This is a genomic window from Pseudomonas sp. TE3899, from assembly GCF_056279105.1.
This window is the reverse complement of record NZ_JBWBQR010000001.1, coordinates 3,536,277-3,558,770: the sequence shown is the minus strand read 5'-3', so window position 1 is coordinate 3,558,770 and position 22,494 is coordinate 3,536,277. Positions and strand designations below refer to the sequence as shown.

Annotated in this window: 22 protein-coding genes; 6 read left to right on the top strand and 16 right to left on the bottom strand. The window is 61.7% G+C overall.

Features of this window, described 5'->3' with window-relative positions; all coding sequences use genetic code 11:
- Positions 1 to 41 precede the first annotated feature (41 nt).
- From pdeM to ACZ89E_RS16275, 11 genes are all read right to left on the bottom strand, one after another.
- On the bottom strand, positions 42 to 698 hold the full coding sequence (pdeM, locus tag ACZ89E_RS16325) for a ligase-associated DNA damage response endonuclease PdeM (RefSeq protein WP_149657316.1): 657 nt from the start codon (positions 696 to 698) through the stop codon (positions 42 to 44).
- Positions 698 to 3,184 (bottom strand): ligase-associated DNA damage response DEXH box helicase, encoded by a 2,487-nt coding sequence (locus ACZ89E_RS16320; protein ID WP_476256055.1) that lies wholly within the window; start codon positions 3,182 to 3,184, stop codon positions 698 to 700. Before ACZ89E_RS16320 ends, pdeM begins: the two co-directional genes overlap by 1 nt.
- Positions 3,185 to 3,346: 162 nt before the next feature.
- The gene (locus tag ACZ89E_RS16315) at positions 3,347 to 4,111 is read right to left on the bottom strand and encodes an ABC transporter ATP-binding protein (RefSeq protein ID WP_149657314.1); all 765 of its coding nucleotides are present in this window, start codon (positions 4,109 to 4,111) and stop codon (positions 3,347 to 3,349) included.
- Between the two features lie 13 nt (positions 4,112 to 4,124).
- On the bottom strand, positions 4,125 to 5,243 hold the full coding sequence (locus tag ACZ89E_RS16310; protein ID WP_476256054.1) for a succinylglutamate desuccinylase/aspartoacylase family protein: 1,119 nt from the start codon (positions 5,241 to 5,243) through the stop codon (positions 4,125 to 4,127).
- Positions 5,244 to 5,255: 12 nt separating this feature from the next.
- The gene (locus ACZ89E_RS16305) at positions 5,256 to 5,966 is read right to left on the bottom strand and encodes an ABC transporter permease (protein ID WP_149657312.1); all 711 of its coding nucleotides are present in this window, start codon (positions 5,964 to 5,966) and stop codon (positions 5,256 to 5,258) included.
- The gene (locus ACZ89E_RS16300; RefSeq protein ID WP_123512059.1) at positions 5,963 to 6,691 is read right to left on the bottom strand and encodes an ABC transporter permease; all 729 of its coding nucleotides are present in this window, start codon (positions 6,689 to 6,691) and stop codon (positions 5,963 to 5,965) included. Before ACZ89E_RS16300 ends, ACZ89E_RS16305 begins: the two co-directional genes overlap by 4 nt.
- 56 nt (positions 6,692 to 6,747) lie before the next feature.
- A complete protein-coding gene (locus ACZ89E_RS16295) occupies positions 6,748 to 7,530 on the bottom strand; it encodes a transporter substrate-binding domain-containing protein (RefSeq protein ID WP_123405931.1) in 783 nt (260 codons plus the stop codon).
- 314 nt (positions 7,531 to 7,844) lie between these two features.
- Positions 7,845 to 9,533, bottom strand: a complete 1,689-nt coding sequence (locus ACZ89E_RS16290; protein ID WP_476256053.1) for an ATP-dependent DNA ligase — start codon at positions 9,531 to 9,533, stop codon at positions 7,845 to 7,847.
- On the bottom strand, positions 9,530 to 10,561 hold the full coding sequence (locus tag ACZ89E_RS16285) for a ligase-associated DNA damage response exonuclease (RefSeq protein ID WP_476256052.1): 1,032 nt from the start codon (positions 10,559 to 10,561) through the stop codon (positions 9,530 to 9,532). Before ACZ89E_RS16285 ends, ACZ89E_RS16290 begins: the two co-directional genes overlap by 4 nt.
- A gap of 192 nt (positions 10,562 to 10,753) precedes the next feature.
- Positions 10,754 to 13,204, bottom strand: coding sequence for a penicillin acylase family protein (locus ACZ89E_RS16280; protein WP_476256051.1), 2,451 nt, complete (start codon positions 13,202 to 13,204; stop codon positions 10,754 to 10,756).
- A gap of 218 nt (positions 13,205 to 13,422) precedes the next feature.
- The gene (locus ACZ89E_RS16275; RefSeq protein WP_149657308.1) at positions 13,423 to 14,067 is read right to left on the bottom strand and encodes a glutathione binding-like protein; all 645 of its coding nucleotides are present in this window, start codon (positions 14,065 to 14,067) and stop codon (positions 13,423 to 13,425) included.
- Positions 14,068 to 14,210: 143 nt separating this feature from the next.
- On the opposite strand from ACZ89E_RS16275, the gene ACZ89E_RS16270 reads away from it, so the two are divergent.
- Positions 14,211 to 14,768, top strand: a complete 558-nt coding sequence (locus tag ACZ89E_RS16270; RefSeq protein ID WP_476257058.1) for a cysteine hydrolase family protein — start codon at positions 14,211 to 14,213, stop codon at positions 14,766 to 14,768.
- A gap of 108 nt (positions 14,769 to 14,876) precedes the next feature.
- Here the strand turns inward: ACZ89E_RS16270 and ACZ89E_RS16265 are convergent, their stop codons facing one another.
- From ACZ89E_RS16265 to ACZ89E_RS16250, 4 genes are all read right to left on the bottom strand, one after another.
- Positions 14,877 to 15,092: an SEC-C metal-binding domain-containing protein gene (locus tag ACZ89E_RS16265; protein ID WP_054046981.1), complete on the bottom strand. Its 216-nt coding sequence runs from the start codon at positions 15,090 to 15,092 to the stop codon at positions 14,877 to 14,879.
- A 5-nt stretch (positions 15,093 to 15,097) separates the two neighbouring features.
- The gene (locus ACZ89E_RS16260; RefSeq protein ID WP_463259576.1) at positions 15,098 to 15,583 is read right to left on the bottom strand and encodes an LEA/WHy family protein; all 486 of its coding nucleotides are present in this window, start codon (positions 15,581 to 15,583) and stop codon (positions 15,098 to 15,100) included.
- Between the two features lie 147 nt (positions 15,584 to 15,730).
- The gene (locus ACZ89E_RS16255; protein WP_149657306.1) at positions 15,731 to 16,207 is read right to left on the bottom strand and encodes a YchJ family protein; all 477 of its coding nucleotides are present in this window, start codon (positions 16,205 to 16,207) and stop codon (positions 15,731 to 15,733) included.
- Between the two features lie 4 nt (positions 16,208 to 16,211).
- Complete coding sequence (locus ACZ89E_RS16250) at positions 16,212 to 16,709, bottom strand: DUF6231 family protein (protein ID WP_133837321.1); 498 nt, start codon at positions 16,707 to 16,709, stop codon at positions 16,212 to 16,214.
- A 190-nt stretch (positions 16,710 to 16,899) separates the two neighbouring features.
- Between ACZ89E_RS16250 and ACZ89E_RS16245 the strand changes: the two genes are divergently transcribed.
- The 4 genes from ACZ89E_RS16245 (at position 16,900) to ACZ89E_RS16230 (ending at position 19,590) form a co-directional block, all read left to right on the top strand.
- Positions 16,900 to 17,595, top strand: a complete 696-nt coding sequence (locus tag ACZ89E_RS16245; protein ID WP_149657305.1) for a PA1041 family peptidoglycan-binding anchor lipoprotein — start codon at positions 16,900 to 16,902, stop codon at positions 17,593 to 17,595.
- A 92-nt stretch (positions 17,596 to 17,687) separates the two neighbouring features.
- Positions 17,688 to 18,410 carry a PA1041 family peptidoglycan-binding anchor lipoprotein gene (locus tag ACZ89E_RS16240; RefSeq protein ID WP_476256050.1) on the top strand — a complete coding sequence of 241 codons (723 nt, stop codon included), beginning with the start codon at positions 17,688 to 17,690 and terminating at the stop codon, positions 18,408 to 18,410.
- Positions 18,411 to 18,560: 150 nt separating this feature from the next.
- The gene (locus ACZ89E_RS16235) at positions 18,561 to 18,839 is read left to right on the top strand and encodes a DUF1145 domain-containing protein (RefSeq protein WP_123597126.1); all 279 of its coding nucleotides are present in this window, start codon (positions 18,561 to 18,563) and stop codon (positions 18,837 to 18,839) included.
- The gene (locus ACZ89E_RS16230; RefSeq protein WP_476256049.1) at positions 18,832 to 19,590 is read left to right on the top strand and encodes a collagen-like protein; all 759 of its coding nucleotides are present in this window, start codon (positions 18,832 to 18,834) and stop codon (positions 19,588 to 19,590) included. The genes ACZ89E_RS16235 and ACZ89E_RS16230 overlap by 8 nt, the downstream gene beginning before the upstream one ends.
- A 172-nt stretch (positions 19,591 to 19,762) precedes the next feature.
- Here the strand turns inward: ACZ89E_RS16230 and ACZ89E_RS16225 are convergent, their stop codons facing one another.
- Positions 19,763 to 20,227 carry a CopD family protein gene (locus tag ACZ89E_RS16225; RefSeq protein WP_149657301.1) on the bottom strand — a complete coding sequence of 155 codons (465 nt, stop codon included), beginning with the start codon at positions 20,225 to 20,227 and terminating at the stop codon, positions 19,763 to 19,765.
- A 99-nt stretch (positions 20,228 to 20,326) separates the two neighbouring features.
- On the opposite strand from ACZ89E_RS16225, the gene dinG reads away from it, so the two are divergent.
- Positions 20,327 to 22,471 carry an ATP-dependent DNA helicase DinG gene (gene dinG / locus ACZ89E_RS16220; protein WP_463259596.1) on the top strand — a complete coding sequence of 715 codons (2,145 nt, stop codon included), beginning with the start codon at positions 20,327 to 20,329 and terminating at the stop codon, positions 22,469 to 22,471.
- Positions 22,472 to 22,494: the final 23 nt, after the last annotated feature.

Sequence of the window (22,494 nt, the reverse complement as noted above, 5' to 3'; positions counted from 1 at the left end):
CGAGGTCATCGCGAGCAAGCTTTGCTCCTATAGGGTAAGCGTCAGCTGACTGGCCATATTTCGTTGTCGCCGATGACAAAAATCCTGCAGCTATCATCCCGCTCGACTTGATACCCGCCGGTAAATGCGCCGAACGCGGGCAACAGGCTGACTTGCTCCCCTAACCTGAAACACGCCAGGCGCAAGCTTTGACGGCCCCGGCCGTTGAGCCGGTAGACCGGATGCACATGCCCCGCGAGCACGTGACGGCTCGGGTGTGGGTCAGGCTCGTGTTGCAGGGCAAACGGCCCCAGCAGCAGAGGTTCCGGCACCACCCGAATGTTCAGCGACAACGGCGGATCGCCCGCGCGTTTGTCGTGATTGCCGCGAATCAGTGTCATCGGCAAGTCGCAATGGCGTTCCCGCCACGCGGCCAGGGCCTGCAACGTATCCGCAGCATGGGAGCCGGGGCCGTGGAGAAAGTCGCCAAGGAAAATCAACTGGCGACAGGGCAGGGCAGCCAGCAAGCCATCCAGCACCGCGATGTTTTGCGCCGTCGTGCCCCTCGGTACCGGTTGACCGAGGCTGCGATAGGCCGCGGCCTTGCCAAAGTGCACATCGGCAACCAACAGCGCTTGCTGGGCCGGCCAGTAGATGGCTTTCTCGGGCAACAACCAGAGTTCTTCGCCAGCCAGGCGCACAGGGTAGGGCGCGCTCATCAGGCTTTCCCGGTTTCAGCGGTTTTTTCCAGATCGCCGACCATTCGCCTAATGCGATCCGCCAGTTTCTCGGAACTCATGCTTTCGCGCATCCTTTCCACCAGCAGCGGGAAGCCCAGCGGCGTAGGACGCTTGATCAGATGCAAGTCGAATCTCAAGCGATTGATGCGAGCCAAGGTCTGCTCCAGTCGACGAATATCCAATTCTTCCCGTAGGACTTCTTCCCCGGCCTGGGCCAGCAACAGGTTGTCGGCGTCGTATTGCTTGAACACTTCAAAGAACAAACCGCTCGATGCCTGAACCTGTCGCGTGCTCTTGGGCGCGCCGGGGTAGCCGGCGAACACCAGCCCGGCAATGCGTGCGATTTCCCGAAAGCGTCGCAGCGCCAGTTCGCCGGCGTTCAGGCTGGCGAGAACGTCGGGCAGCAGGTGCTCGGCGCTGAACAGTTCGGGATTCAGGTGTTGGGACCAATCGACAGGTGTTGCGCTCAGCAATTCGAGGCCGTAATCGTTCACCGCAATCGAAAACGTCACTGCCTGCCGCTGGCTTACCCGCCAAGCCAGCAGACTCGCCAGCCCCAGATGCACCTGGCGCCCCGCAAACGGATAAAGAAACAAGTGCCAGCCTTCACGGGACTTGAGCGATTCCGCCAGCAGGGAATCCACGGTCGGCAATCCGGACCAGCGTTGCTGCACGTCCAGCAGTGGACGCACCGCCGCCATTTCCGGGCCAGCAAAGTCACCGCAAGCCGCCGCACTGAACCGCGCGACCACCGCCTGAGCCAACTCGCTGGACAGTGGCATCCTCCCGCCATTCCAACGGGGCACCGTTGCTCTTTTCGCGGTGCTGCGCCGCACGTAGGCCGTCATGTTTTCCACCCGTACCAATTCCAGCAAACGCCCCGCGAACAGAAATCCATCGCCAGGTTTCAGGCGAGCGATAAACCCTTCCTCAACACTGCCCAATTGCTTGCCACCGCCGCCCTTGCTCCAGAACTTCAACTGAATGCTCGCATCGCTGACGATGGTGCCGATGCTCATGCGATGCCGCCGAGCCAGCCGCGCATCCGGCACACGCCACACGCCGTGTTCATCAGGTTCGACCCGGCGATAATCCGGATAGGCTGTCAGGGAAAGTCCGCCGTGGCGTACGAAAGCCAGCGCCCAAGCCCAATCCGCCAGTGTGAGATCCCGATATGCCCAGGCAGCGCGGACTTCTTCGTACAGCTCATCGGGCACAAACCCACCACCCAACGCCATGCTGACCAGATGCTGAACCAGCACGTCCAGCGGCTTGTAGGGCGATTCGCGCGGTTCGATCCGCCGTTGCGCCACGGCGTCCTGCGCGGCGGCCGCTTCGATCAGCTCCAGGCTGTGGGTCGGCACCAACGTCACCCGTGATACGCGTCCTGGGGCATGCCCGGAGCGTCCGGCCCGCTGCATCAGCCGCGCCACGCCTTTGGCCGAGCCGATTTGCAATACGCGCTCCACCGGCAGGAAATCCACGCCCAGGTCGAGGCTGGAGGTGCAGACCACCGCTTTGAGTTGCCCGTCCTTGAGCGCGCGCTCGACCCAGTCGCGGGTGTCCCGTGACAGCGAGCTGTGATGTAAGGCGATCAACCCGGCCCAATCCGGGCGGGCGTCCAGTAACGCCTGATACCAGATCTCCGATTGCGCGCGGGTGTTGGTGAACACCAGAGTGCTGGGGCTGGAGTCGAGTTCGGCGACCACCTGCGGCAACATCTTCAACCCGATGTGCCCGGCCCAAGGGAAACGCTCGATGGCGGGTGGCAACAACGTGTCGACCCGCAGCTCCTTGCCGTTTTGGCCCTGGACGCTGATGCCGCCCCCTTGTGGGATCAATACCTGTTCGGCGTGGGCCTGATTACCCAGCGTCGCGGAAACGCCCCACACGATCAATCCGGGATGCCAACGACGCAAGCGCGCGAGGGCCAACTGCAATTGCACGCCGCGCTTGTTGCCGAGCAATTCGTGCCATTCGTCGACCACCACCATGCGCAAGGTCGATATCGCGGTTTGCGCATCGGCCCGGGCGAGCATCAGGGTCAGGCTTTCCGGGGTGGTGATCAGTGTGGTGGGCAAGCGCCGGCTCTGACGGGCGCGTTCGCTGCTGCTGGTGTCGCCGGTGCGCAGGCCGACGCTCCACGGTATCTGCAAATCAGCCAGCGGCGCTTCCAGCGCACGGGCGGTGTCGGCGGCCAACGCACGCATCGGGGTTATCCACAGCACCGTCAGCGGTGGCGCAACCGGTTTGCGTTTGCGCGGCGTTTCTACAGGCGTGGCAGACGCGGCGAAGCGATTGAGCGCACCGAACCACACCGCGTAGGTTTTACCGGCACCGGTGCTGGCATGCAGCAACCCGGATTCGCCGCGCTTGACCGCCGTCCACACTTGTTTCTGAAAGGCGAACGGCTTCCAGCCGCGGGCGGCGAACCAGTGTTTTGCGTAGTCGGGGGAGGTGCCCATGCCCGCAGTGTGCGCTCTGAAAGTCCTCTTTCAGTGACCGCAGCGGGAGGCGAAAGGTTTAATGACGTAACGCAGGCTTGTAGGAGCAAGGCTTGCCCGCGATGGCGATCTCATGGGCGCCATCGCGAGCAAGCTTTGCTCCTACAGGGGTACGGTGGCGGGTTACTTGAGGTTGCCGCTGAGGAATTGCTTCAACCGCTCACTCTTCGGACTGCCCAACACCTCCTCCGGCGCGCCTTCTTCCTCCACCAGCCCCTGGTGCAGAAACAACACCTGGCTCGACACTTTGCGAGCGAAGCTCATTTCGTGGGTCACCATGATCATGGTCCGGCCTTCTTCAGCCAAACCCTGGATCACGCGCAGTACTTCACCCACCAGTTCCGGGTCGAGGGCCGAGGTCGGTTCGTCGAACAGCATCACTTCCGGTTCCATCGCCAAGGCGCGGGCAATCGCTACACGCTGCTGCTGGCCACCCGAGAGAAACGCCGGGTACTGATCCGCAACACGCGCCGCCAGGCCCACTTTGTCGAGGTAGCGCCGGGCGCGGTCCTCGGCTTCCTCCTTGCTGCAACCCAGCACCCGGCGCGGGGCCATGGTGATGTTTTCCAGCACGGTCATGTGGCTCCACAGGTTGAAATGCTGGAACACCATGGCCAGGCGCGTGCGGATGCGTTGCAGTTCAGCGGGATCGGCCACGTGCATGCCGTGACGATCCTTGACCATGCGGATGTCCTTGCCATCCAGGCTCATGGCGCCGTCATTCGGTTGTTCGAGGAAGTTGATGCAGCGCAGGAAGGTACTTTTACCCGAGCCGCTGGCGCCGATCAGGCTGATGACGTCGCCGGTGTTGGCCTTGAGCGAAACACCTTTGAGCACATGATGGTCGCCATAGCTTTTATGCAGGCCGTCGATGGTCAATTTATACATGGGGCATGCATCCTCAAGGCGAAAGTAGGTAGCCGCTGCGATAGGCTTCGGTGCCCGCGACGTGGGCGATCACCATGCCTGCAGTGGCCATGCGGCGCAGCGAACGGGCGTACATCAACCCGGCGGCGGTGCAATGGATGGGGGTGACGCGGTCAAGGATCGGGTCGATGACTTCGGCAATCTGCTGCCCGGCTTCCAGGTATTGCCCAGGCCGCGCGGTGAACACCAGCAACCCGCCGACCGGCGTGGCCACCGGTTCGACACCGGCCAACGGCGTGGCCGGGTAGGGCAGTTCGGGCAGAGGTGCCGCTTCGCCGGCGATGGCGCCGAAGTGAATCAGGTAATCGATCAACGCCTGGCAATCGGCGCTGGCCAACGGGTGATACACATCGCCCTGGCCGCGTAATTCGACGGTGACCGAGAAACTGCCCAGCGGAATATCGAAGTGCTCGCCGAAGCGCTCCTTCAACTGCCACCAGAGCAGGGTGAAGCATTCATCGAACGACTGGCCGCCGGAATCGGTGGCCAGCAAACTGGCCTCGGCACCGATGTAGCGCGCCAGCGGCTCGACCTGCGGCCAAGCCTCCGGTGTGGTGTAAAGGTGGGCGACGGCTTCGAAATCACAATGCAGGTCCAGCACCATGTCCGCGTCGCAGGCCAGGCGTTGCAAGGTCAGGCGCTGGGATTGCAGTTGGGTGCCGGCCGTCTGGCGGGCAAGGGCGTTGCGCAGGCTGGTGCGGATCAGTTCGAGGTTGTGCTGCGGATCGTCGCCGAGCAGGCCTTCGATCTCGTTGCCCACCTCTTCGCTCAAATCGACGAACCAGCGGTTGAAGTTCTGCCCGCTCTCCAGTTCGTAGCGGCCCAAGGGCACGTCCATCAACACCTGTTCCAGGCCGACCGGGTTGGCCACGGGCACCAACACGATTTCGCTGCGCAGGCGGCCGGCGGCTTCCAGCTGCGCCAAGCGCTGCTTGAGGTGCCAGGCCACCAGCATGCCGGGCATTTCATCGGCGTGCAGGGACGACTGGATGTAGATCTTGCCCGCTCCATTGGCCGGGCCGAAATGGAAGCTGTGGATCTGTCGTGCGGTCCCCGGCAGCGGGGCCAGCAAGTCATGTTTCTGGTGGCGCATTTACGATAGGTCCTAGTGAGTCGGCCCGAGGAAGGCCAGCCATCGGCGTTCGGCGAGACGGAACAGGCCGACCAGCGCAAAGGTCACGGTCAAGTAGATCAGCGCAGCGATGCCGAACGACTGGAAGGTCAGGAAGGTCGCCGAGTTGGCGTCCCGTGCGACTTTCAGGATATCCGGGATGGTCGCGGTGAACGCCACGGTGGTCGAGTGCAGCATCAGGATCACTTCGTTGCTGTAATAAGGCAACGAACGGCGCAAGGCCGACGGCATGATCACGTAGGCATACAGCTTCCAGCCTGTCAGACCATAGGCCTTGGCCGCTTCGACTTCACCGTGGTTCATGCTGCGGATCGCCCCGGCGAAAATCTCCGTGGTGTAGGCGCAAGTATTCAGGGCGAAGGCGAGAATGGTGCAGTTCATCGCATCGCGAAAGAACGCATCCAGTACCGGTTGCGCACGGACGGCCGCCAGGCTGTAGATCCCGGTGTAGCAGATCAGCAGTTGGATATAGAGCGGCGTGCCACGGAACAGGTACGTGTAGAACTGCACTGGCAGACGAATGTAGAAGTGCGGCGAGACCCGGGCGATGGACAGCGGGATCGACACCAGGAAACCGATGAAGATCGAGGCGCTGAGCAGCCACAGGGTCATGGCCAGGCCGGTGATGTGGTAACCGTCGCTATAGAGGAAGGGTTTCCAGTATTCCTGCAAGAGTTCGATCATCGTACGGCCTCCCGGGAGCCGGCGGCGTAGCGGCGTTCAAGCTTGCGCAGGACGAAGTTGGAGACGCTGGTGATCAGCAGGTAAATCAGTGCTGCCAGGACCAGGAAGTAGAACAGTTGATAGGTGCTTTTACCCGCGTCCTGGGCAGCCTTGACCAGGTCGGCAAGGCCGATGATCGACACCAGGGCAGTGGCCTTGAGCATCACCATCCAGTTGTTGCCGATGCCCGGCAGGGCGAAACGCATCATCTGCGGGAACACCACGATCCAGAAGCGCTGGCCGCGTTTGAGGCCGTAGGCGGTGGCGGCTTCGACCTGACCCCGCGGCACGGCAAGGATCGCCCCGCGGAAGGTTTCAGTGAAGTACGCGCCATAAATGAAGCCCAGGGTGATGACCCCGGCGCTGAACGGGTTGATCTCGATGTATTCCCATTCCATGTATTCGGTGAACGTCGTCAACCAGGTTTGCAGGCTGTAGAAGATCAGCAGCATCAGCACCAGGTCCGGCACGCCGCGAATCAGCGTGGTGTAGAGCTGGGCCGGCAAGCGCAACAATTTGGATTTCGACAGTTTGGCACTGGCGCCCAGCAAACCGAGTAAAACGGCCACCAGCAGCGACAACGCCGATAATTTGATGGTCATCCAGGTGCCTTCCAACAGCAAAGGACCGAAGCCCTTGAGGCTGAAGGCTGAGAGCCCCAGGTTTTGTAAGAGGTTTTCGAACATAAATCAGCAACCTGATCGAGTAAAAAAAGCGCCCATCGTGAGATGGGCGCCGGGCATTATTTGCCGCTGTACAGATTCAGATCGCCAAAGTGTTTCTTCTGAATGGTGGCGTAAGTGCCATCGTCGTGTAACGCTTTGATACCTTTATCCAAAAGTGCCTTGAGGTCTTTGTTACCTTTAGAGATACCGATAGCTGTTTTGGCAGGCAGCAGCGGAGCATCAATCGGCTTGCTGACTTCGTAATCAGCCCCTTGTGGCGACTTCAAAAAGCCCAGTTCGGCTTGCAGCATGTCCTGGACCCCGGCGTCGAGACGACCGGAAGTCAGGTCCGAATACACCTGATCCTGATTCTGATAGGCCTGGGTTTTCACGCCAGCCTTGTCCAGCACGGCTTTGGCGTAGGCTTCCTGGATGGTGCCTTGTTCGTAGCCGACGGTTTTGCCCTTGAGCGAAGCCACGTCGGTGGTAATGCCAGAACCTTTTTTCGACACGTAAGCGGTTGGGCCGGAGAACAGCTCGCTGGAGAAGTCGATGACTTTTTCGCGGGCTTCGGTGACGGTCATCGAAGAGATCACACCGTCGAATTTATTGGCCTTGAGGCCCGGAATCATGCCGTCGAAATCGCTTTCGACCCATTTGCACTTGACCTTCAACTCGGCACAGATCGCATTGCCCAGGTCGATATCGAAGCCCACCAGGCTGCCATCCGCTGCTTTCGACTCGAACGGTGCATAGGAAGGGTCAACGCCAAAACGCAGTTCTTTGTATTCCTTGGCCAGCGCGGAGCCGGCAGCCATGCACAACGCCAGTGCAGAAAGGGTCAGCAATGCTTTTTTCATTATTCAATCCCTAAGAACCAATATGAGCGCTTGTGGCGCAGAATTATTGTTACTGGAAAGCGTAAGACCTAATGAAAGTAGCAATTTCCGAACCAGAGTCCCGAACAAGCGTTTTAAAAGGTGATTAAAGAGAAGGTTGTGACGCATTTGTGCACGAAAATGGGCGACGTGAATTTCCTGCACCAAGTTGGTTCGCTCGATGATCGTTCCCACGCTCCTGCGTGGGAATGCAGCCCGGGACGCTCCGCGTCCCAAGAGCGGACGCGGAGCGTCCGATGAGGCATTCCCACGCGGAGCGTGGGAACGATCAGGTGTCAGCTCAACAAATCCTGCAGTGTGGCCAAGCTATCGGCTTCTTCCACCGACTTGTCCTGCCGCCAGCGCAGCATTCTGGGAAACCGCACCGCAATCCCGCTCTTGTGCCGGCGGGACAGGGCGATGCCTTCAAACCCCAGTTCGAACACCAGGCTTGGTTTCACGCTGCTCACCGGCCCGAACTTTTCCACCGTGGTCTTGCGCACGATGCCGTCGACCTTGCGCATTTCTTCATCGGTCAGCCCGGAATACGCCTTGGCGAACGGCACCAGCGTGCGTTCGCTCGCCTCGGGCGGACCGTCCCACACGGCGAACGTGTAGTCGCTGTAGAGACTGGCCCGGCGACCATGGCCCCGTTGCGCATAGATCAGCACCGCATCGACGCTGAACGGGTCGACTTTCCATTTCCACCACACGCCCATGTCCTTGGTGCGGCCCACGCCATACAGCGCATCCCGGGCCTTGAGCATCATGCCTTCGACGCCGAGCCGCCGAGAGGCTTCCCGTTGCCGGGCGAGGTCGAACCAGTCTTCGCCGGTCAGCACGGGGGAGGCCAGCAGCACCGGGCTGTTACAGGTGGCGATGACCTGCTCCAGTTGGGTGCGGCGTTCAACCTGGGTGTGGTTGCGCCAGTCTTCGCCCTGCCATTCCAGCAAATCGTAGGCGAGCACCACCACCGGCACCTCGTCGAGGATTTTCTTGCCCAGGGTTTTGCGGCCGATCCGCTGTTGCAGCAGGGCAAAGGGTTGCACCGCCGGTGGCGCCGTGGAGTGCGGGTCGAAGGCCTCTTCGGTGGTGGGTTGCGCCGCTTTCCAGGCAACGATTTCACCGTCGATCACCGTGCCATCGGGTAAGCCGTGGGTCAGCGTTTCCAGTTCGGGAAAACGTTCGCTGACCAGTTCCTCGCCCCGGGACCAGATCCACAGCCGGCCCTCACGCTTGACCACTTGGGCGCGGATGCCGTCCCACTTCCATTCCACTTGCCACTGGCTGGCCGGGCCGATCAAGGCTTCGAACTGCTCAACGGGTTGTTGCAGGGCATGGGCAAGGAAAAACGGATACGGTTGGCCCCCGCGCTGGGCATGTTCGTCGTCGGACTGTGGGGCGATGAGTTTCAGGTAACTGGCGGCGCTCGGGCGATTGGACAGGTCGGTGTAACCCACAAGGCGCTGCGCCACGCGTTTGCTGTCGAGCCCGGCCATGGCGGCCAGTGCGCGGGTCACCAGCAGTTTAGAGACGCCCACGCGGAAACTGCCGGTGATCAGCTTGATGCACAGCATCAGGCTCGGGCGGTCCAGTTGCGCCCAGAGGGCGGGCAGTTGCCGGGCCAGGAACTCCGGGGTTTCACCGCGCAGGGGCAGCAGTTTGTCTTCGATCCAGGTCGCCAGCCCCTCGGTAGAACTGTGGGGCGTTTCCGGTAGCACCAGCGAGATGGTTTCCGCCAGGTCGCCGACAGCCTGATAACTCTCTTCGAACAGCCACGGCGAGAGCCCGGAAACCTCCACCGCCAGTTCCCGCAGCGCGCGCACCGGCACCAATTGTCGCGGACGGCCACCGGACAGAAAGTACACCGCCCACGCGGCATCTTCCGGCTCGGCGTGGGCGAAGTAAGCCTGCATCGCCGCCAGTTTGGCGTTGCTTGAGGTGGTGGCGTCGAGTTCGGCGTACAACTCGGCAAAGGCCTTCATGGCAGCACCTCGGCGGGTTCCGGCGTGGCGGCGTGATCTTCCTCATCATCGCCGTACTCGGTGCTGAAACCCTGGGCATCCAGCCCTTGTTCGCGCAAATGCCGCACCAGCACGCCGACCGAACCGTGGGTCACCATCACCCGCTCGGCCCCGGTCTGTTCGATGGCCCACAACAGACCGGGCCAGTCGGCGTGATCCGACAGGACGAAACCCCGATCCACCCCGCGCCGCCGCCGCGTGCCGCGCAATCGCATCCAGCCGCTGGCGAAGCCGTCGCTGTAATCGCCGAACCGACGCATCCACGTGCTGCCACCGGCCGAGGGCGGGGCGAGCACCAGGGCCTGGCGCATCGTCGGATCGGTCTTTTTGACCTCGCCGGCGTAAATCGTGGGCGGCAGGTAAATTCCCGCTTCGCGATACACCCGGTTGAGCGGTTCCACGGCGCCATGCACCAGAATGGGGCCGATGCTGGCGTCAATGCCGTGCAGAATGCGCTGGGCTTTGCCGAAGGAATAGCAGAACAGCACACTGGCTTTTTCCGCGTCGATGTTGGCCCGCCACCACTGATTGATCTCAGCAAACACCTGCGCCTGGGGTTGCCAGCGGTAGATCGGCAGGCCGAAGGTCGATTCGGTGATGAACGTGTGGCAACGCACCGGTTCGAAAGGGGCGCAGGTGCCGTCGGGCTCGATTTTGTAGTCCCCGGAAGCGACCCAGACTTCGCCGCCGTATTCCAAACGCACCTGGGCCGAACCGAGCACATGGCCGGCCGGGTGAAAACTCAAGATGACGCCGTGGTGCAGCAAGCGCTCGCCATAGGGCAGGGTTTGCAGGTTGATGTCCTGGCCCAGGCGCGTGCGCAGAATCCCTTCGCCGGGCGCGGCCGCCAGGTAGTGTTGATTACCGGTGCGGGCGTGATCGCCGTGGGCATGGGTGATCACCGCCCGTTCCACGGGGCGCCACGGGTCAATGTAGAAATCTCCGGCGGGGCAGTACAAACCTTCGGGGCGCGCGATAACAAGATCCATGTTGTGACCAAAATGGAGTGATTTGTTAGCTATGAGGTTTGCGCGAGGCTGGAAGTTCTATCGGGTTTAAGCGAGTGATCGTTCCTACGCTCCGCGTGGGAACGCCTCCAGGGACGCTCCGCGTTCCAATGGGACGCGGAGCGTCCCGGGCTGCATTCCCACGCGGAGCGTGGGAACGATCATCATCGCGGGTTATTTACCCGGTGTGAGGGTCAATCGCGCCTTGCCATACGCCTTGTCAAAGTTCTGCGGCTGCATCGGCAGGCTCATGTACTGGCCCTTGAGCCACGGATCAATGCTGTCGAGGTAGTTCGGGCTCGCCGGGTTGCCGGACTGGCCGCTGCCGTTCTGGCCCATCAACGGCTCGGACTGGCCGAAGTCGACGATGAAACGCATGGACGGCGCCAGGGTGGTGTTGAAATCCTGGCCCCAGGCGAACGCCGCGGTGTTGAGCGTGGTGTGATCGCCACCGGCCGCGAGCGGGCCACGGACGGTCTGGCCGCTGGCGTTTTTCCACTCGTAGCGATGCAGTTTGCCCCACTGCCAAGCCTTGTGATCGCCACCCAACTGACTGTCGCCGGCACTGATGGCCGCCGCTAGGCTGCGGGCGAGGATCGCCGGTTTGTCTTCTTTCTGCGGCGTGCGCGCATCATCCCAGAATGGGCTGTCTTCGCGCCCCAGCAGGTGATCGGCCTGGGCCGCGTAGGACAACTTGCCGTTGGCGACAAAGGCTTTCCACGCCGGGCTGCTGTCCGGGCCGAGTTCGTCGAGGAAAATCTGCTTGGCGCTTTCCTGCAGGAACAGCTCATAGATCGCGGCATCGTTGGACGTCGGGCTGAGCTTGCCGTCGAACGCCATCAAGCGCGCCAACGCCTCGCGGGCCTTGCTGCGATCAGTTTCAGGCAAGGTGTCGATCGCCTGCTTCAGTGGTTGGGCCATCCCCGGTGCGGCAAACATTTTTTTCAGTTTGGCGGCGAAGGTGGTGGTCTGGTCGTATTGCATGGCGATCAGGCTGCGGGTGTCGTGCTTGCCCGTGCCCGCCAGTTCGGCCAGGCGTTCGCCACGTTCCGGGGCGGACCAGGAATTGGACAACTGCATGCCGTAGCCGTGGGGGATGACCCGCTGGTTGGCGGTGCCGAGCCAGCCTTGGGCCGGGTCCTGGTCGTAGGGGTGCAGCATCGGGTCGGCGTAACCGTCCCAATCGTAGCGACCTTCCCAGCCCGGCGACGGCAGCAAACCTTCGCCTTCGCGACGGTTCGGGTAGCGACCGGTGACTTGCCAACCAATGTTGCTGGCGTCGGCGAAGACCAGATTCAGGGAGATAGCGCGGATTTCGCGGCTGGCGTCCGAGGCTTTCTCCACGGTCTGCGCCCGGGACAAGTCGAAGAACGCATCCAGGGTTTTGTCGTCGGTGAAGCTCGGGGTTTGCAGGGCCAGGCCGAAACCGTTGGCCATGCTCAAACCCTGGGCACTGTTGAGCAGCGGTCCGTGGCGGGTTTCATACACCGCTTCGCGCAGCGGCCGCTGGCCTTTGACGAAGTAGGTTTCGTTGCGCACCACCACCGGTTGCCATTTGCCGTTGGCTTCGTAAGTCAGGCCATTGCCCTGGCGTTTGATTTTTTCCAGGAACAGGTCCTGGTTATCGCCCATGACCGTGGTCATGCTCCACGCCACTTTGCCGTTGAAACCGCCGAGCACCATCGGCAGACCGGCAATGCTCACGCCCGCCGCCTGATATTTCGGCGCACGGATCTGCACGTAACTGAACAACGACGGCACGCCCAGCGGCCCGTGGCTGTCGCTGGCCAGCAGGCTTTTGCCACTGCGGCTGCGTTGCGGGCCGATGGCCCAGTTGTTCGACGAGGTGGCGCCGAGCAGATTCAGATCGGAGAGTTGCCCGGTGGCCTTGGTGATTTCCGCCAGGCCCGGGATCGCGCCGTTGAGCTTGATGCCTTGCAGCTTGTCGGCTTCGCCCAGTGGCAGTTTTTCGTCCGGTGCGGACGGCGACAGCCATGGCAGCTTGTCGGTGGTGACGGTTTGCGCCAGCACCAGCGAGGAGATTTCTTCTGGCAGGTTGGCCGACTGGCTGAAATTCAACAGGCAGAAAATCAGCGCCGAGTCTTCCGGCTTCCAGTATTCCGGCTTGTAGCCGGTGGCCGCGAGGTCCGCCGGCAGTTTGTCGCGGTAGCGGAACAGGTAGGCGTTGACACCCCGGGCATAGACTTCGAAGAAGCGCTTGAGTCGCGGCGACGAGGCTTTGTACAGCTCACCGGCGCTCTTCTTCAGGTTGACCGCACGCATGTAGCGGTCAGCGTCGAGCAGATCCGCGCCGGACATTTCTGACAGACGGCCCTCGGCCAACAGGCGCATGGTCACCATTTGCGTGAGGCGATCGCTGGCGTGGACGTAGCCCAGGGCGAACAGTGCGTCGTGGAAGCTGTTGCTTTCGATCAACGGCATGCCCATGGCATTGCGTCGCACCGACACGTTCTGCGCCAGGCCCTTGAGCGGCTGCACGCCGGAGGTGGGCGGGAGGGTGTCCTGGGTGTTCCAGGTCTGACAACCGGTCAGGCTCAAAACACCGGCCACTGCTGCGGCAACGCCGAACCGGGGAAGAAAATGTGTGAGGGCTGGCGAGGCCATGGCAAAGCTCCTGCGGGGGTAGTAACGCAATAAAGGCGCTACGTTAGTGAGCAGGAGGTGGCCGCGCAAGCGGGGCGCAGGTTATTTCTTCAGTGATCGTTCCCATGCTCTGCGTGGGAATGCAGCCCGGGACGCTCCGCGTCCCATCCAAAGCCGAACGCGGAGCGTCCGTTGAGGCATTCCCACGCAGAGCGTGGGAACGATCAGTCGCATCGATCTCAGGCCTTCGGTGGATTGACCTTCGCCGCCAGCGCATACGCCTTCACCGTCGCCGGGCGGTTCTGGATGTGGGTGAACCAGCGCAGCACATTCGGGAAGTCTTCGAGGTTCTGGCTCTGCCACTTGTGGGACACGATCCACGGGTAGATCGCCATGTCGGCAATGCTGTACTCGTTGCCGGCCACAAATTCATTGCTCGCCAGTTGTTTGTCCAGAACCCCATACAGGCGGGCGGTTTCGTCGATGTAGCGTTTGATCGCGTAAGGGATTTTTTCCGGGGCAAACTGGCTGAAGTGGTGATTCTGCCCGGCCATCGGCCCCAGACCGCCCATTTGCCAGAACAGCCATTGCAACGCCTGCTGGCGCCCGCGCAGGTCCTTGGGCAGGAACTTCCCGGTCTTTTCCGCGAGGTACAGCAGAATCGCCCCGGACTCGAACAACGGCAGCGGCTCGCCGCCATCGGCCGGTTCGTGATCGACGATGGCCGGGATTTTGTTGTTCGGGGAAATTTTCAGGAATTCAGGCTTGAACTGGTCGTTCTGGCTGATGTTGATCGGGTGCACGTCGTACTTGAGGCCGGCCTCTTCGAGGAAAATCGAGATTTTGTGGCCGTTGGGGGTGGTCCAGTAATACAGGTCGATCATGGAGTACTCCAGAAATGGACGTCATTAGGTACGGACAGCAACCGCTCGCATCAGGTCGTCCTGTGTGCACCGCAGACTTGCCTGTAGGAAGAAGTGATGCTCAAGTGCGTGAAATTCAATGACCCGGCATGAGAAAAGTCAGCATGGCGCTAAAGTCGAACGCGGCACTGATCATCATCGATCAACAGAAAGGCATCCTGGAGCCCAGGTTGGGGCGGCGAAACAATCCCCAGGCGGAGGAACGAATCGTCGAGTTGCTGGCGCATTGGCGATGCACCGGGCGCCCGGTGATTCACGTGCAGCACCTGTCCCACTCGCCGGACTCAGTGTTCTGGCCGGAGCAATCGGGGGTGGAGTTCCAGGAACGGTTCCAGCCATCGGCCGGGGAACGACTGATCCAGAAACGCGTGCCGGATGCGTTTTGTGCGACGGGACTGGAGGCGGGTTTGCGTGAGGCGGGGATCGGGCAATTGATCATCGTTGGCGTGGCCACCAACAACTCGGTGGAATCCACGGCGCGAACGGCGGGCAATCTGGGGTTTGATGCGTGGGTGGTGGAGGATGCGTGTTTTACCTTCGACAAGGCGGATTTTTTCGGCAACCCCCATTCAGCCGAGGAGGTTCACGCCATGTCACTGGGGAATCTGCATGGCGAGTACGCCACCGTCATCAACACCGCAGAGATCTTGAACGATGACTGAAAACCTGTAGGAGCAAGGCTTGCCCGCCGAAGAACGATGATGCGGTTTGCCTGAAAGACCGAGGCGTCCCATTCGCGGGCAAGCCTCGCTCCTACAGGTACCGACGTTTTACGCGCCGTGGCACTTCTTGAATTTCTTGCCGTTGCCGCACGGGCAAGGGTCGTTGCGGCCGACATCTTTCAGGGCGTTGCGCACCGGTTCCTGGTGGGCGTGGCCGCAGTTCGGGCCGTGGACATGGCCATGGTCGTGATCATGGTGGTCATGGGCATGATCGTCGTGATCGTGGTTGCAGTCAGGTCCATGGACATGAGGTTGCTGGGTCATCGGGGTTACTCCGGAATTAAATCGGCGGGGATTATCACGCCATTACGCGCCAGGTGCACGTAGTGCGCGATGAATAGGCCGGTTTCCAGTTCACCTTCCAGGCGATAGGGGATGGGTTGCTTCGGACTTTTCAGCATTTTCACCAGATCCCGCACCTTGGGCCACAGGTTGGTACGGATCGGCACCCTGAAATAGGCGCTGCGTTTGGGGCCGACGGTGAACCAGTGCTCATGCTCGCCTTCGGTCAGCAGCATGTCGCCCAAATGAATGCGGTATTCCAGACCGCGCACGGTCAGGTCACTGTCATTGGGGTTGTCGACGCGAAAGTGCAGGATGAATTTCTGCTCCAGCAGTTTGGCCCGCACGACCTCGACCTTGACCAGGTGCACCTGAGGCTCCGGTTCATCGTCGCTGAACCAGGACGCGCAGCCGCCGAGGCTCAGGATTGCGAGCAGGGTGAGCAGATGTAAGGTGCGGCGTTGACCGGTCATCGTGATGGTTCTCCTTGAACCCCAGTCTAGCCCTTGTAGGAGCAAGCGATGCGGCGACCCGACTTGCCCGCGAAGAACGATAACGCGGACTTTCAGAAAGACCGAGGCGTCCCTTTCGCGGGCAAGCCTTGCTCCTACAGAAGAGCCCTACGCGCCGAAATACCCCGCACAACACTTCTTGTATTTCTGCCCGCTCGCACACGGGCAGGCGTCGTTGCGCCCGGCTTTGAGCTGCACGGTCGGGTCGATGAAGTACCAGTGGCCGCTGTTCTGCACAAACGAAGAGCGCTCGCGGTGGCTGTGTTCGCCGGCGCCATCGTGCCAGCGCGCGGTGAAGGTCACGAAGGCGTGTTCCGGTTGCCCGCCAAACACCTCGGAGCTTTCCACTTCAAGGCCCAGCCAGGTGCTTTGCGCACTCCAGTCGCTGATGGACTGGCGATCCAGGCTGGCCTGTTGGGCGGGCAGGGTGGTTGCCACCAGATAGTCGACAAGCCCCAGCACATAAGCGCTGTAGCGCGAGCGCATCAAGGCTTCGGCACAAGGCGCCGGGTGGCCGGCATGGTAATGGCCGCAGCAGGCGTCGAGCAGGGTGCCGCTGCCGCAAGGGCAAATGGATGTACTCATTGCGTTACCACCAATATTTCCCGAAGTTTTCCGGATTGGCCCAGAACCGCGCGTTGAGCCAGTCAGGCACCTGTTTATAGTCAAGCAGATCGTAGGTGAACAGCGTCAGCACCTGATCGTCGCGCTGGAAGCGTTCGCTCGCTTGCAGGGCCAGGGAAAAAAAGTCGGTTTCCTGCCAGCCGCTGGCCGGCAAGTCAGCCAGTACCGCGATGCGACTGGCGTTGAGATTGCGGATCCCGCCCAGTAAATTCAGGCCGTCGCGCTTGGGCAGGTGCTCCAGGCAATCGACCACCAGCGCCAGGTCAAAACGCCGTGCGGCCAGTTCCGCCGGCAAAGGCCCGGGCGCCGTATGGGCGACGCAACTGTCCGGGTGCGCGAGCTTGAAAGCCTCCAGCGCCGGGAACTGGCTGGCGCCAATCAGCAACAGGCGCGCGGGGGCGTAGCGGTCAAGCAAAGCGGCCAACGCCTGCTGGGGCGTGCGCGAAGAAATACCTGCAATCATCGAAGATCCTCAATCAGAGCTGCCAAGACTAGCCTGCCCCAACGATCGGGCCTAGAGCCATTGTGCGGCAAAAGTGCCGATCTGCCGTGAACACGGGGCGAAACGGCAGTGGCCTATTGCTGGCGGAGATTAAAACTCGGGTCTTTACTCCCTGAATCGGTTTTAAGCCGATCCCTCAGGAGAACACTAGATGAGCATAGTTCGGACAGCATTACCCTTGGTTCTGCTAACCAGTGTGTTGACTGGTTGCGCAGGTTTGCAGAAAACCGATTGGCCGACCTGTGCGGCAGTCGGTGGTGTCGTCGGTGCGGGGCTGGGTGCGACGGAAAGCGCATCCTGGGCGGGCGGCGGTGCGCTGTTCGTCGGCGGCATGGCGGCGGCTTATTGCTGGGTGCACGGTGATGGCGACGAAGACGGCGATGGCGTGCCGGACAGCCGCGACAAGTGCCCGGGTACGCCTAAAGGCGTGCAGGTCGATGCTGACGGCTGCCCACCTCCCGTCCCTGCGCCTGTGGTCGAGGAAGTCGTCGTGGTCAAGGAAGAAACCATCGTGATCCGCGATGTGCACTTCCAGTTCGACAAAGCCACGCTCACGCCTTCCGATAAAGAAGTGCTCGATAAAGTCGCCACCCGCCTGAAACAGGAAGCGTCCACCGCACGCCTGACCGTGACTGGCCACACCGACAGCGTTGGCAGCGATGCCTACAACCAGAAACTGTCGGATAAACGTGCGCACTCGGTGGTGGAATACCTGATTCACGACGGCGTACCGCGCAGCAGCTTCGTGTCGGTAACCGGTGCCGGCGAAAGCCGGCCAGTGGCCGATAACAAAACCGCTGACGGTCGCGCGCTGAACCGTCGCACCGAAATCAAAATCGAGCGTTAAAGCGCCTTCCGCTCCGCGGCTTGTGCAGTCGCGGATGCGGGTCTTTACTCCTGTGTAACCGGTATGGGCCGGTAACACAGGAGCATTCACAAATGAGCGTTCTCACAAGGACCGTCTTGCCGGTTCTGCTGCTTGGCAGCCTGTTGACCGGTTGCGCTACTCACAGCGATGGCACTGCCCCCCTGAATCAACGTACCTGGCCGATCTGCAGCGTCATTGGCGGCCTGGTCGGCGGTGGCCTGGGTGCCCTCGAAAGTGGCGGTTGGGCGGCCGGTGGTGCGGCGCTCGGTATCGTGACCGGCGGCTTGATCTGCTTTGCCCAGGATGGCGATGAAGACAGCGACGGGGTCTTCGACCGCCGCGATCGTTGCCCCGATACACCGGAAAATACCCCAGTCGATCATCGTGGCTGCCCGTTGCCGCAATACCCGGTCGGTGTGAAACCCGTCGAACCGGCACCGGTCTCTGAAGTCATCACCCTGAGCGATGCCGGCAATGTGCTGTTTGCTTTCGACAAGTCTGATCTGACACCCGCCGCACGCAGCCAACTCGACGCGCTGATGGCCAAGCTGCAAAACGCCGATGTGGTCAGCATCAAGGTGGTGGGCCATACCGACAGCAAAGGGTCGGATGCCTATAACCAGGCCTTGTCGGAACGTCGCGCCAGCAGCGTGGCGGCTTATCTGTTGAGCCAGGGCCTGGCGCCCAACAAACTCACCAGCGAGGGCAAGGGCGAAAGCGAGCCAGTGGCCGATAACGAAACCGAAGAAGGGCGGGCGAAAAACCGTCGTGTGGAACTGCACATCAACCGCTGACGCGTGACGTAGAGCCTCGATCTAGAGCCGCCGGGCGACCAACGTCGCGAATCCGGCGGCCATCTGGATGAATTTTCTCTTGCCCACTGGCGCATCCCTTGTGGAAGCCGTTACTGTGCGCTCAAAGAATAATTCTCAACGGGGGAGCGTATGAAGGTGTTTTGGGGGCTGGGGAAGCTGTTGACCCTGCTGTTCTGGTTGGTGGTGCTGGTCAATCTGCTGATCCCGTTTATCAATCCGCTGCACCTGCTGGTCAACATGGCCGGGGCGCTGCTGGCGGTTATCCATTTTCTGGAAGCGCTGCTGTGTTTTCGCAGCCTCAAAGGTCGCGCCCACCCATGGCGTGATCGCCTGAAGATTCTGTTCTTTGGCGTTTTCCACCTGCAAACCATTCCGGCCCCGGCCGTACCAGGGGCTTCCCATGCGTAAACTCTGTCTGCTCGCTGCATTTATCAGCCCACTTGCCTGTGCCCAGGTGGTGAGCGTCGAAACCAACTCGCTAATGCGTTTGCCCAACACGGCCAGCACCTTGCAGTTGGAAAAACTCGAAGTCGCCGATTACGGCACCTTGTTGATTCCCTCGAATGTGACCGAAGTGACGGTCGGCGAACTGCATCTGGGGCGTGACGCGCGAATCGCCATCGTGCCCGGCGAACAGGCGCTGGAATTGAAAGTCAGCCGTGCCGAGTTGTCCGAAGGCAGCCTGATCACCGCGCGCGGTGCACCGGGGACTTACCTGAAGGCTGCGCGCTCTGGGCGCAACCTGAACTTGCAGATCAAAGCGCTGAACGCACCGACCTTAACCGTGGACGCGCGCGGCGGTGCGGGTGCGCCGGGGTTTGTCGGCCTGGATGGCGCCAACGGCGAAGAGCCGGGCTGCACCTGGGGCCAGGCCGGTCGCGGATTTGACGGCAGCAATGGCAGCGACGGTCAGCCAGGGGCGGCTGGTGCGCTGGTGCGCCTGGAAGTGCCGCGGGATTATCCGGCGGAACAAATCAAGGTCCTGGTCGCTGGCGGTGCCGGTGGTCTGGCCGGCCCTGGTGGTAAACCGGGGGCGGGCGGCAAGGCCAAAGGTTGCCTCGTGTACAAGGCCGATGGCGGCAAGAGCGGGCGTCCTGGCGTTGATGGCCAGCCAGGGCCTGCGGGCGCGGCGGGGGTGGTGACGGTTCAGCGGTTGTAATTTCTACACGGATTGTTCCCACGCTGTGGCGAGGGAGCTTGCTCCCGCTGGGTCGCGAAGCGGCCCCAAACCCATTCAACGCGTTTTTTCAGAATGACTGCGTTGAATGGGTTTACGACTGCTGCGCAGCCGAGCGGGAGCAAGCTCCCTCGCCACAGGTGCTCGATTCGCCTCAGAACATAGGCCGAGCCGCCGCAATCGCCACCAACACCAACCCGACTATCAGATTAATCCCCACCAACTTGCGAATCTTCCCCAGCGCAGCCGCACCCGCCGGCCAATCCTGCGCGTCCACCGCTGTGCGCAACTCCGGCAGCAACAACGCCTGAATCCGGATAAACAGCGCGGTCATCACCACGTACAAGCCCATCATCACCTGCACATAGCGCGGCGCCAGCTCAAACCCGGCGTACTGCAAATGAATCATGCCCACACCGCTGATCGGCAACAGCACCACGGCCACCCAGACCCAGCGGAAAAAACCTTGAAACACTTCTACCCACAGCTTCAACCGGCCGGGGCCTTCCAGGGCCTTCATCGCCGCCGGGCGCAGGACCATCCAGGCGAAAAACATTCCGCCCACCCAGACCAGGGCGGACAGGACATGCAGGGTATAAACGAGGCTAAAAGCGGTCATTGGGGTACTCCGTTCTGCGCGGGATTAATTAGCGCGGTATGATAGCCGCCATCCGAAACCACTGAAAATTTATCCAGCGTTTTTTGCGCCCGACAATTCATGATCAGCACCGAACTCAAAACCACGATCCAGGGCGCCTACACGCGTTTTCTTGAAGCCAAGAGCCTCAAGCCGCGTTATGGCCAACGCCTGATGATCGCCGAAATTGCCAAAGTCCTCGGTGACATCGACACCGACGACGAAGGCCGGCGCAGTGGCGACCCCGCGATTGTCGCGGTGGAAGCCGGCACCGGTACCGGCAAAACCGTGGCCTATAGCCTGGCGGCGATCCCGACGGCCAAGGCGGCGGGCAAACGCCTGGTGATTGCCACGGCCACCATCGCCCTGCAAGAGCAGATCGTCTTCAAGGATTTGCCCGACCTGATGCGCAACAGCGGGCTGAATTTCACGTTCGCCCTGGCCAAGGGCCGTGGGCGCTACATGTGCCTGTCCAAGCTCGACATGTTGCTCCAGGAAGGCCACGCACAAACCGCCACCGCGCAGTTGTTCGAAGAAGAAGGCTTCAAGATCGAGGTGGATGAGGCCAGCCAGAAGCTGTTCACCAGCATGATCGAAAAACTGGCCGGCAATAAGTGGGACGGCGACCGCGACAGTTGGTCCACCGCCCTGGAAGACGCCGATTGGGCGCGCCTGACCACCGATCACAGCCAGTGCACCAACCGTCATTGCCCGAACTTCGGCCAGTGCGCCTTCTACAAGGCCCGCGAAGGCATGGGCAAGGTTGACGTGATCGTCACCAACCACGACATGGTCCTGGCCGACCTGGCATTGGGCGGCGGCGCCGTGCTGCCGGACCCGCGCGACACCATCTACGTGTTCGACGAAGGCCACCACCTGCCGGACAAGGCGATCGGTCACTTCGCTCACTACACGCGCCTGCGTTCCACCGCCGACTGGCTGGAAACAACGGCGAAGAACCTCACCAAATTGCTGGCCCAGCACCCGTTGCCGGGGGATTTGGGCAAGTTGATCGAACAAGTGCCGGAGCTGGCGCGGGAGATCAAGACCCAGCAGCAGTTCATGTTCACCGCCTGCGAGCAGGTCGCCGACTTCAAACCCGGCGAAGACGTCGAAGGCCGGGAGCGGCCGCGTCATCGCTTCGTGGCCGGGGTCATTCCCGAGCACATGCGCGAGATGGGCATCGAGCTGAAGAAAGCCTTCGCCCGCCTGACCGACCTGTTCACCCGCCTCACCGAACTGCTCAAGGAAGGCATGGACGGCGAGGTCAACATCGGCATCGCCAGCAACCAGGCCGAAGAGTGGTATCCGCTGTTCGGCAGCCTGTTGTCCCGTTCTTCCGGTAACTGGGAGTTGTGGACCGCGTTCACCGCCGAAGACCCGGAAGACAACCCGCCAATGGCCCGTTGGCTGACCCTGGCCGAAAGCGGTTCGCTGTTCGACATCGAGGTCAATGCCAGCCCGATCCTGGCGGCGGAAATGCTGCGTCGCAATCTGTGGAACGTGGCCTACGGCGCGCTGGTGACCTCGGCGACCCTGACTGCGCTTGGCACTTTCGACCGCTTCCGCATGCGCGCCGGGCTGCCGAAAAAAGCCGTGACCGCCGTGGTCCCAAGCCCGTTCCATCACGCCGATGCCGGCGTGCTGCGGGTGCCGGACCTGAAGGCCGATCCCCGTGACGCACCGGCCCACACCGCCGCGATCATTCGTGACCTGCCGTCGCTGGTGGAAGGCTCGCGCGGCACGTTGGTGCTGTTCTCCTCGCGCAAACAGATGCAGGACGTGTTCGACGGCCTGGATCGCGACTGGCGCAAGCAAGTGTTCATTCAAGGCAACCTGTCGAAACAGGAAACCCTGAACAAGCACAAGGCGCGGGTCGATGGCGGGGATTCCAGCGTGCTGTTCGGCCTGGCGAGTTTCGCCGAAGGCGTCGACTTGCCCGGTGCCTATTGCGAACACGTGGTGATTGCGAAGATTCCGTTCTCGGTGCCCGACGATCCGGTGGAAGCCGCGTTGGCCGAATGGATCGAAGCCCGGGGCGGCAATCCGTTCATGGAAATCTCCGTGCCCGATGCCTCGCTGAAACTGGTCCAGGCTTGCGGTCGCTTGCTGCGTACTGAAGAAGATCGCGGCACCATCACGTTGCTCGATCGACGCCTGGTGACCCAGCGTTATGGCAAAGCGATCCTCAATGCGTTGCCACCCTTCCGACGTGAAATTTCCTGATACACGCGTGGGCAGTTTTGCCC

Coding starts and splice junctions, on each gene's coding strand:
- ACZ89E_RS16250 (WP_133837321.1), bottom strand. CDS start 16,709: ATGATTGCAGGTATTTCTTCGCGCACGCCCCAGCAGGCGTTGGCCGCT.
- ACZ89E_RS16235 (WP_123597126.1), top strand. CDS start 18,561: ATGAAGGTGTTTTGGGGGCTGGGGAAGCTGTTGACCCTGCTGTTCTGG.
- ACZ89E_RS16255 (WP_149657306.1), bottom strand. CDS start 16,207: ATGAGTACATCCATTTGCCCTTGCGGCAGCGGCACCCTGCTCGACGCC.
- ACZ89E_RS16280 (WP_476256051.1), bottom strand. CDS start 13,204: ATGGCCTCGCCAGCCCTCACACATTTTCTTCCCCGGTTCGGCGTTGCC.
- ACZ89E_RS16265 (WP_054046981.1), bottom strand. CDS start 15,092: ATGACCCAGCAACCTCATGTCCATGGACCTGACTGCAACCACGATCAC.
- ACZ89E_RS16230 (WP_476256049.1), top strand. CDS start 18,832: ATGCGTAAACTCTGTCTGCTCGCTGCATTTATCAGCCCACTTGCCTGT.
- ACZ89E_RS16275 (WP_149657308.1), bottom strand. CDS start 14,067: ATGATCGACCTGTATTACTGGACCACCCCCAACGGCCACAAAATCTCG.
- pdeM (WP_149657316.1), bottom strand. CDS start 698: ATGAGCGCGCCCTACCCTGTGCGCCTGGCTGGCGAAGAACTCTGGTTG.
- ACZ89E_RS16285 (WP_476256052.1), bottom strand. CDS start 10,561: ATGGATCTTGTTATCGCGCGCCCCGAAGGTTTGTACTGCCCCGCCGGA.
- ACZ89E_RS16225 (WP_149657301.1), bottom strand. CDS start 20,227: ATGACCGCTTTTAGCCTCGTTTATACCCTGCATGTCCTGTCCGCCCTG.
- ACZ89E_RS16270 (WP_476257058.1), top strand. CDS start 14,211: ATGGCGCTAAAGTCGAACGCGGCACTGATCATCATCGATCAACAGAAA.
- ACZ89E_RS16300 (WP_123512059.1), bottom strand. CDS start 6,691: ATGTTCGAAAACCTCTTACAAAACCTGGGGCTCTCAGCCTTCAGCCTC.
- ACZ89E_RS16320 (WP_476256055.1), bottom strand. CDS start 3,184: ATGGGCACCTCCCCCGACTACGCAAAACACTGGTTCGCCGCCCGCGGC.
- dinG (WP_463259596.1), top strand. CDS start 20,327: ATGATCAGCACCGAACTCAAAACCACGATCCAGGGCGCCTACACGCGT.
- ACZ89E_RS16290 (WP_476256053.1), bottom strand. CDS start 9,533: ATGAAGGCCTTTGCCGAGTTGTACGCCGAACTCGACGCCACCACCTCA.
- ACZ89E_RS16240 (WP_476256050.1), top strand. CDS start 17,688: ATGAGCGTTCTCACAAGGACCGTCTTGCCGGTTCTGCTGCTTGGCAGC.
- ACZ89E_RS16295 (WP_123405931.1), bottom strand. CDS start 7,530: ATGAAAAAAGCATTGCTGACCCTTTCTGCACTGGCGTTGTGCATGGCT.
- ACZ89E_RS16260 (WP_463259576.1), bottom strand. CDS start 15,583: ATGACCGGTCAACGCCGCACCTTACATCTGCTCACCCTGCTCGCAATC.
- ACZ89E_RS16245 (WP_149657305.1), top strand. CDS start 16,900: ATGAGCATAGTTCGGACAGCATTACCCTTGGTTCTGCTAACCAGTGTG.
- ACZ89E_RS16305 (WP_149657312.1), bottom strand. CDS start 5,966: ATGATCGAACTCTTGCAGGAATACTGGAAACCCTTCCTCTATAGCGAC.
- ACZ89E_RS16310 (WP_476256054.1), bottom strand. CDS start 5,243: ATGCGCCACCAGAAACATGACTTGCTGGCCCCGCTGCCGGGGACCGCA.
- ACZ89E_RS16315 (WP_149657314.1), bottom strand. CDS start 4,111: ATGTATAAATTGACCATCGACGGCCTGCATAAAAGCTATGGCGACCAT.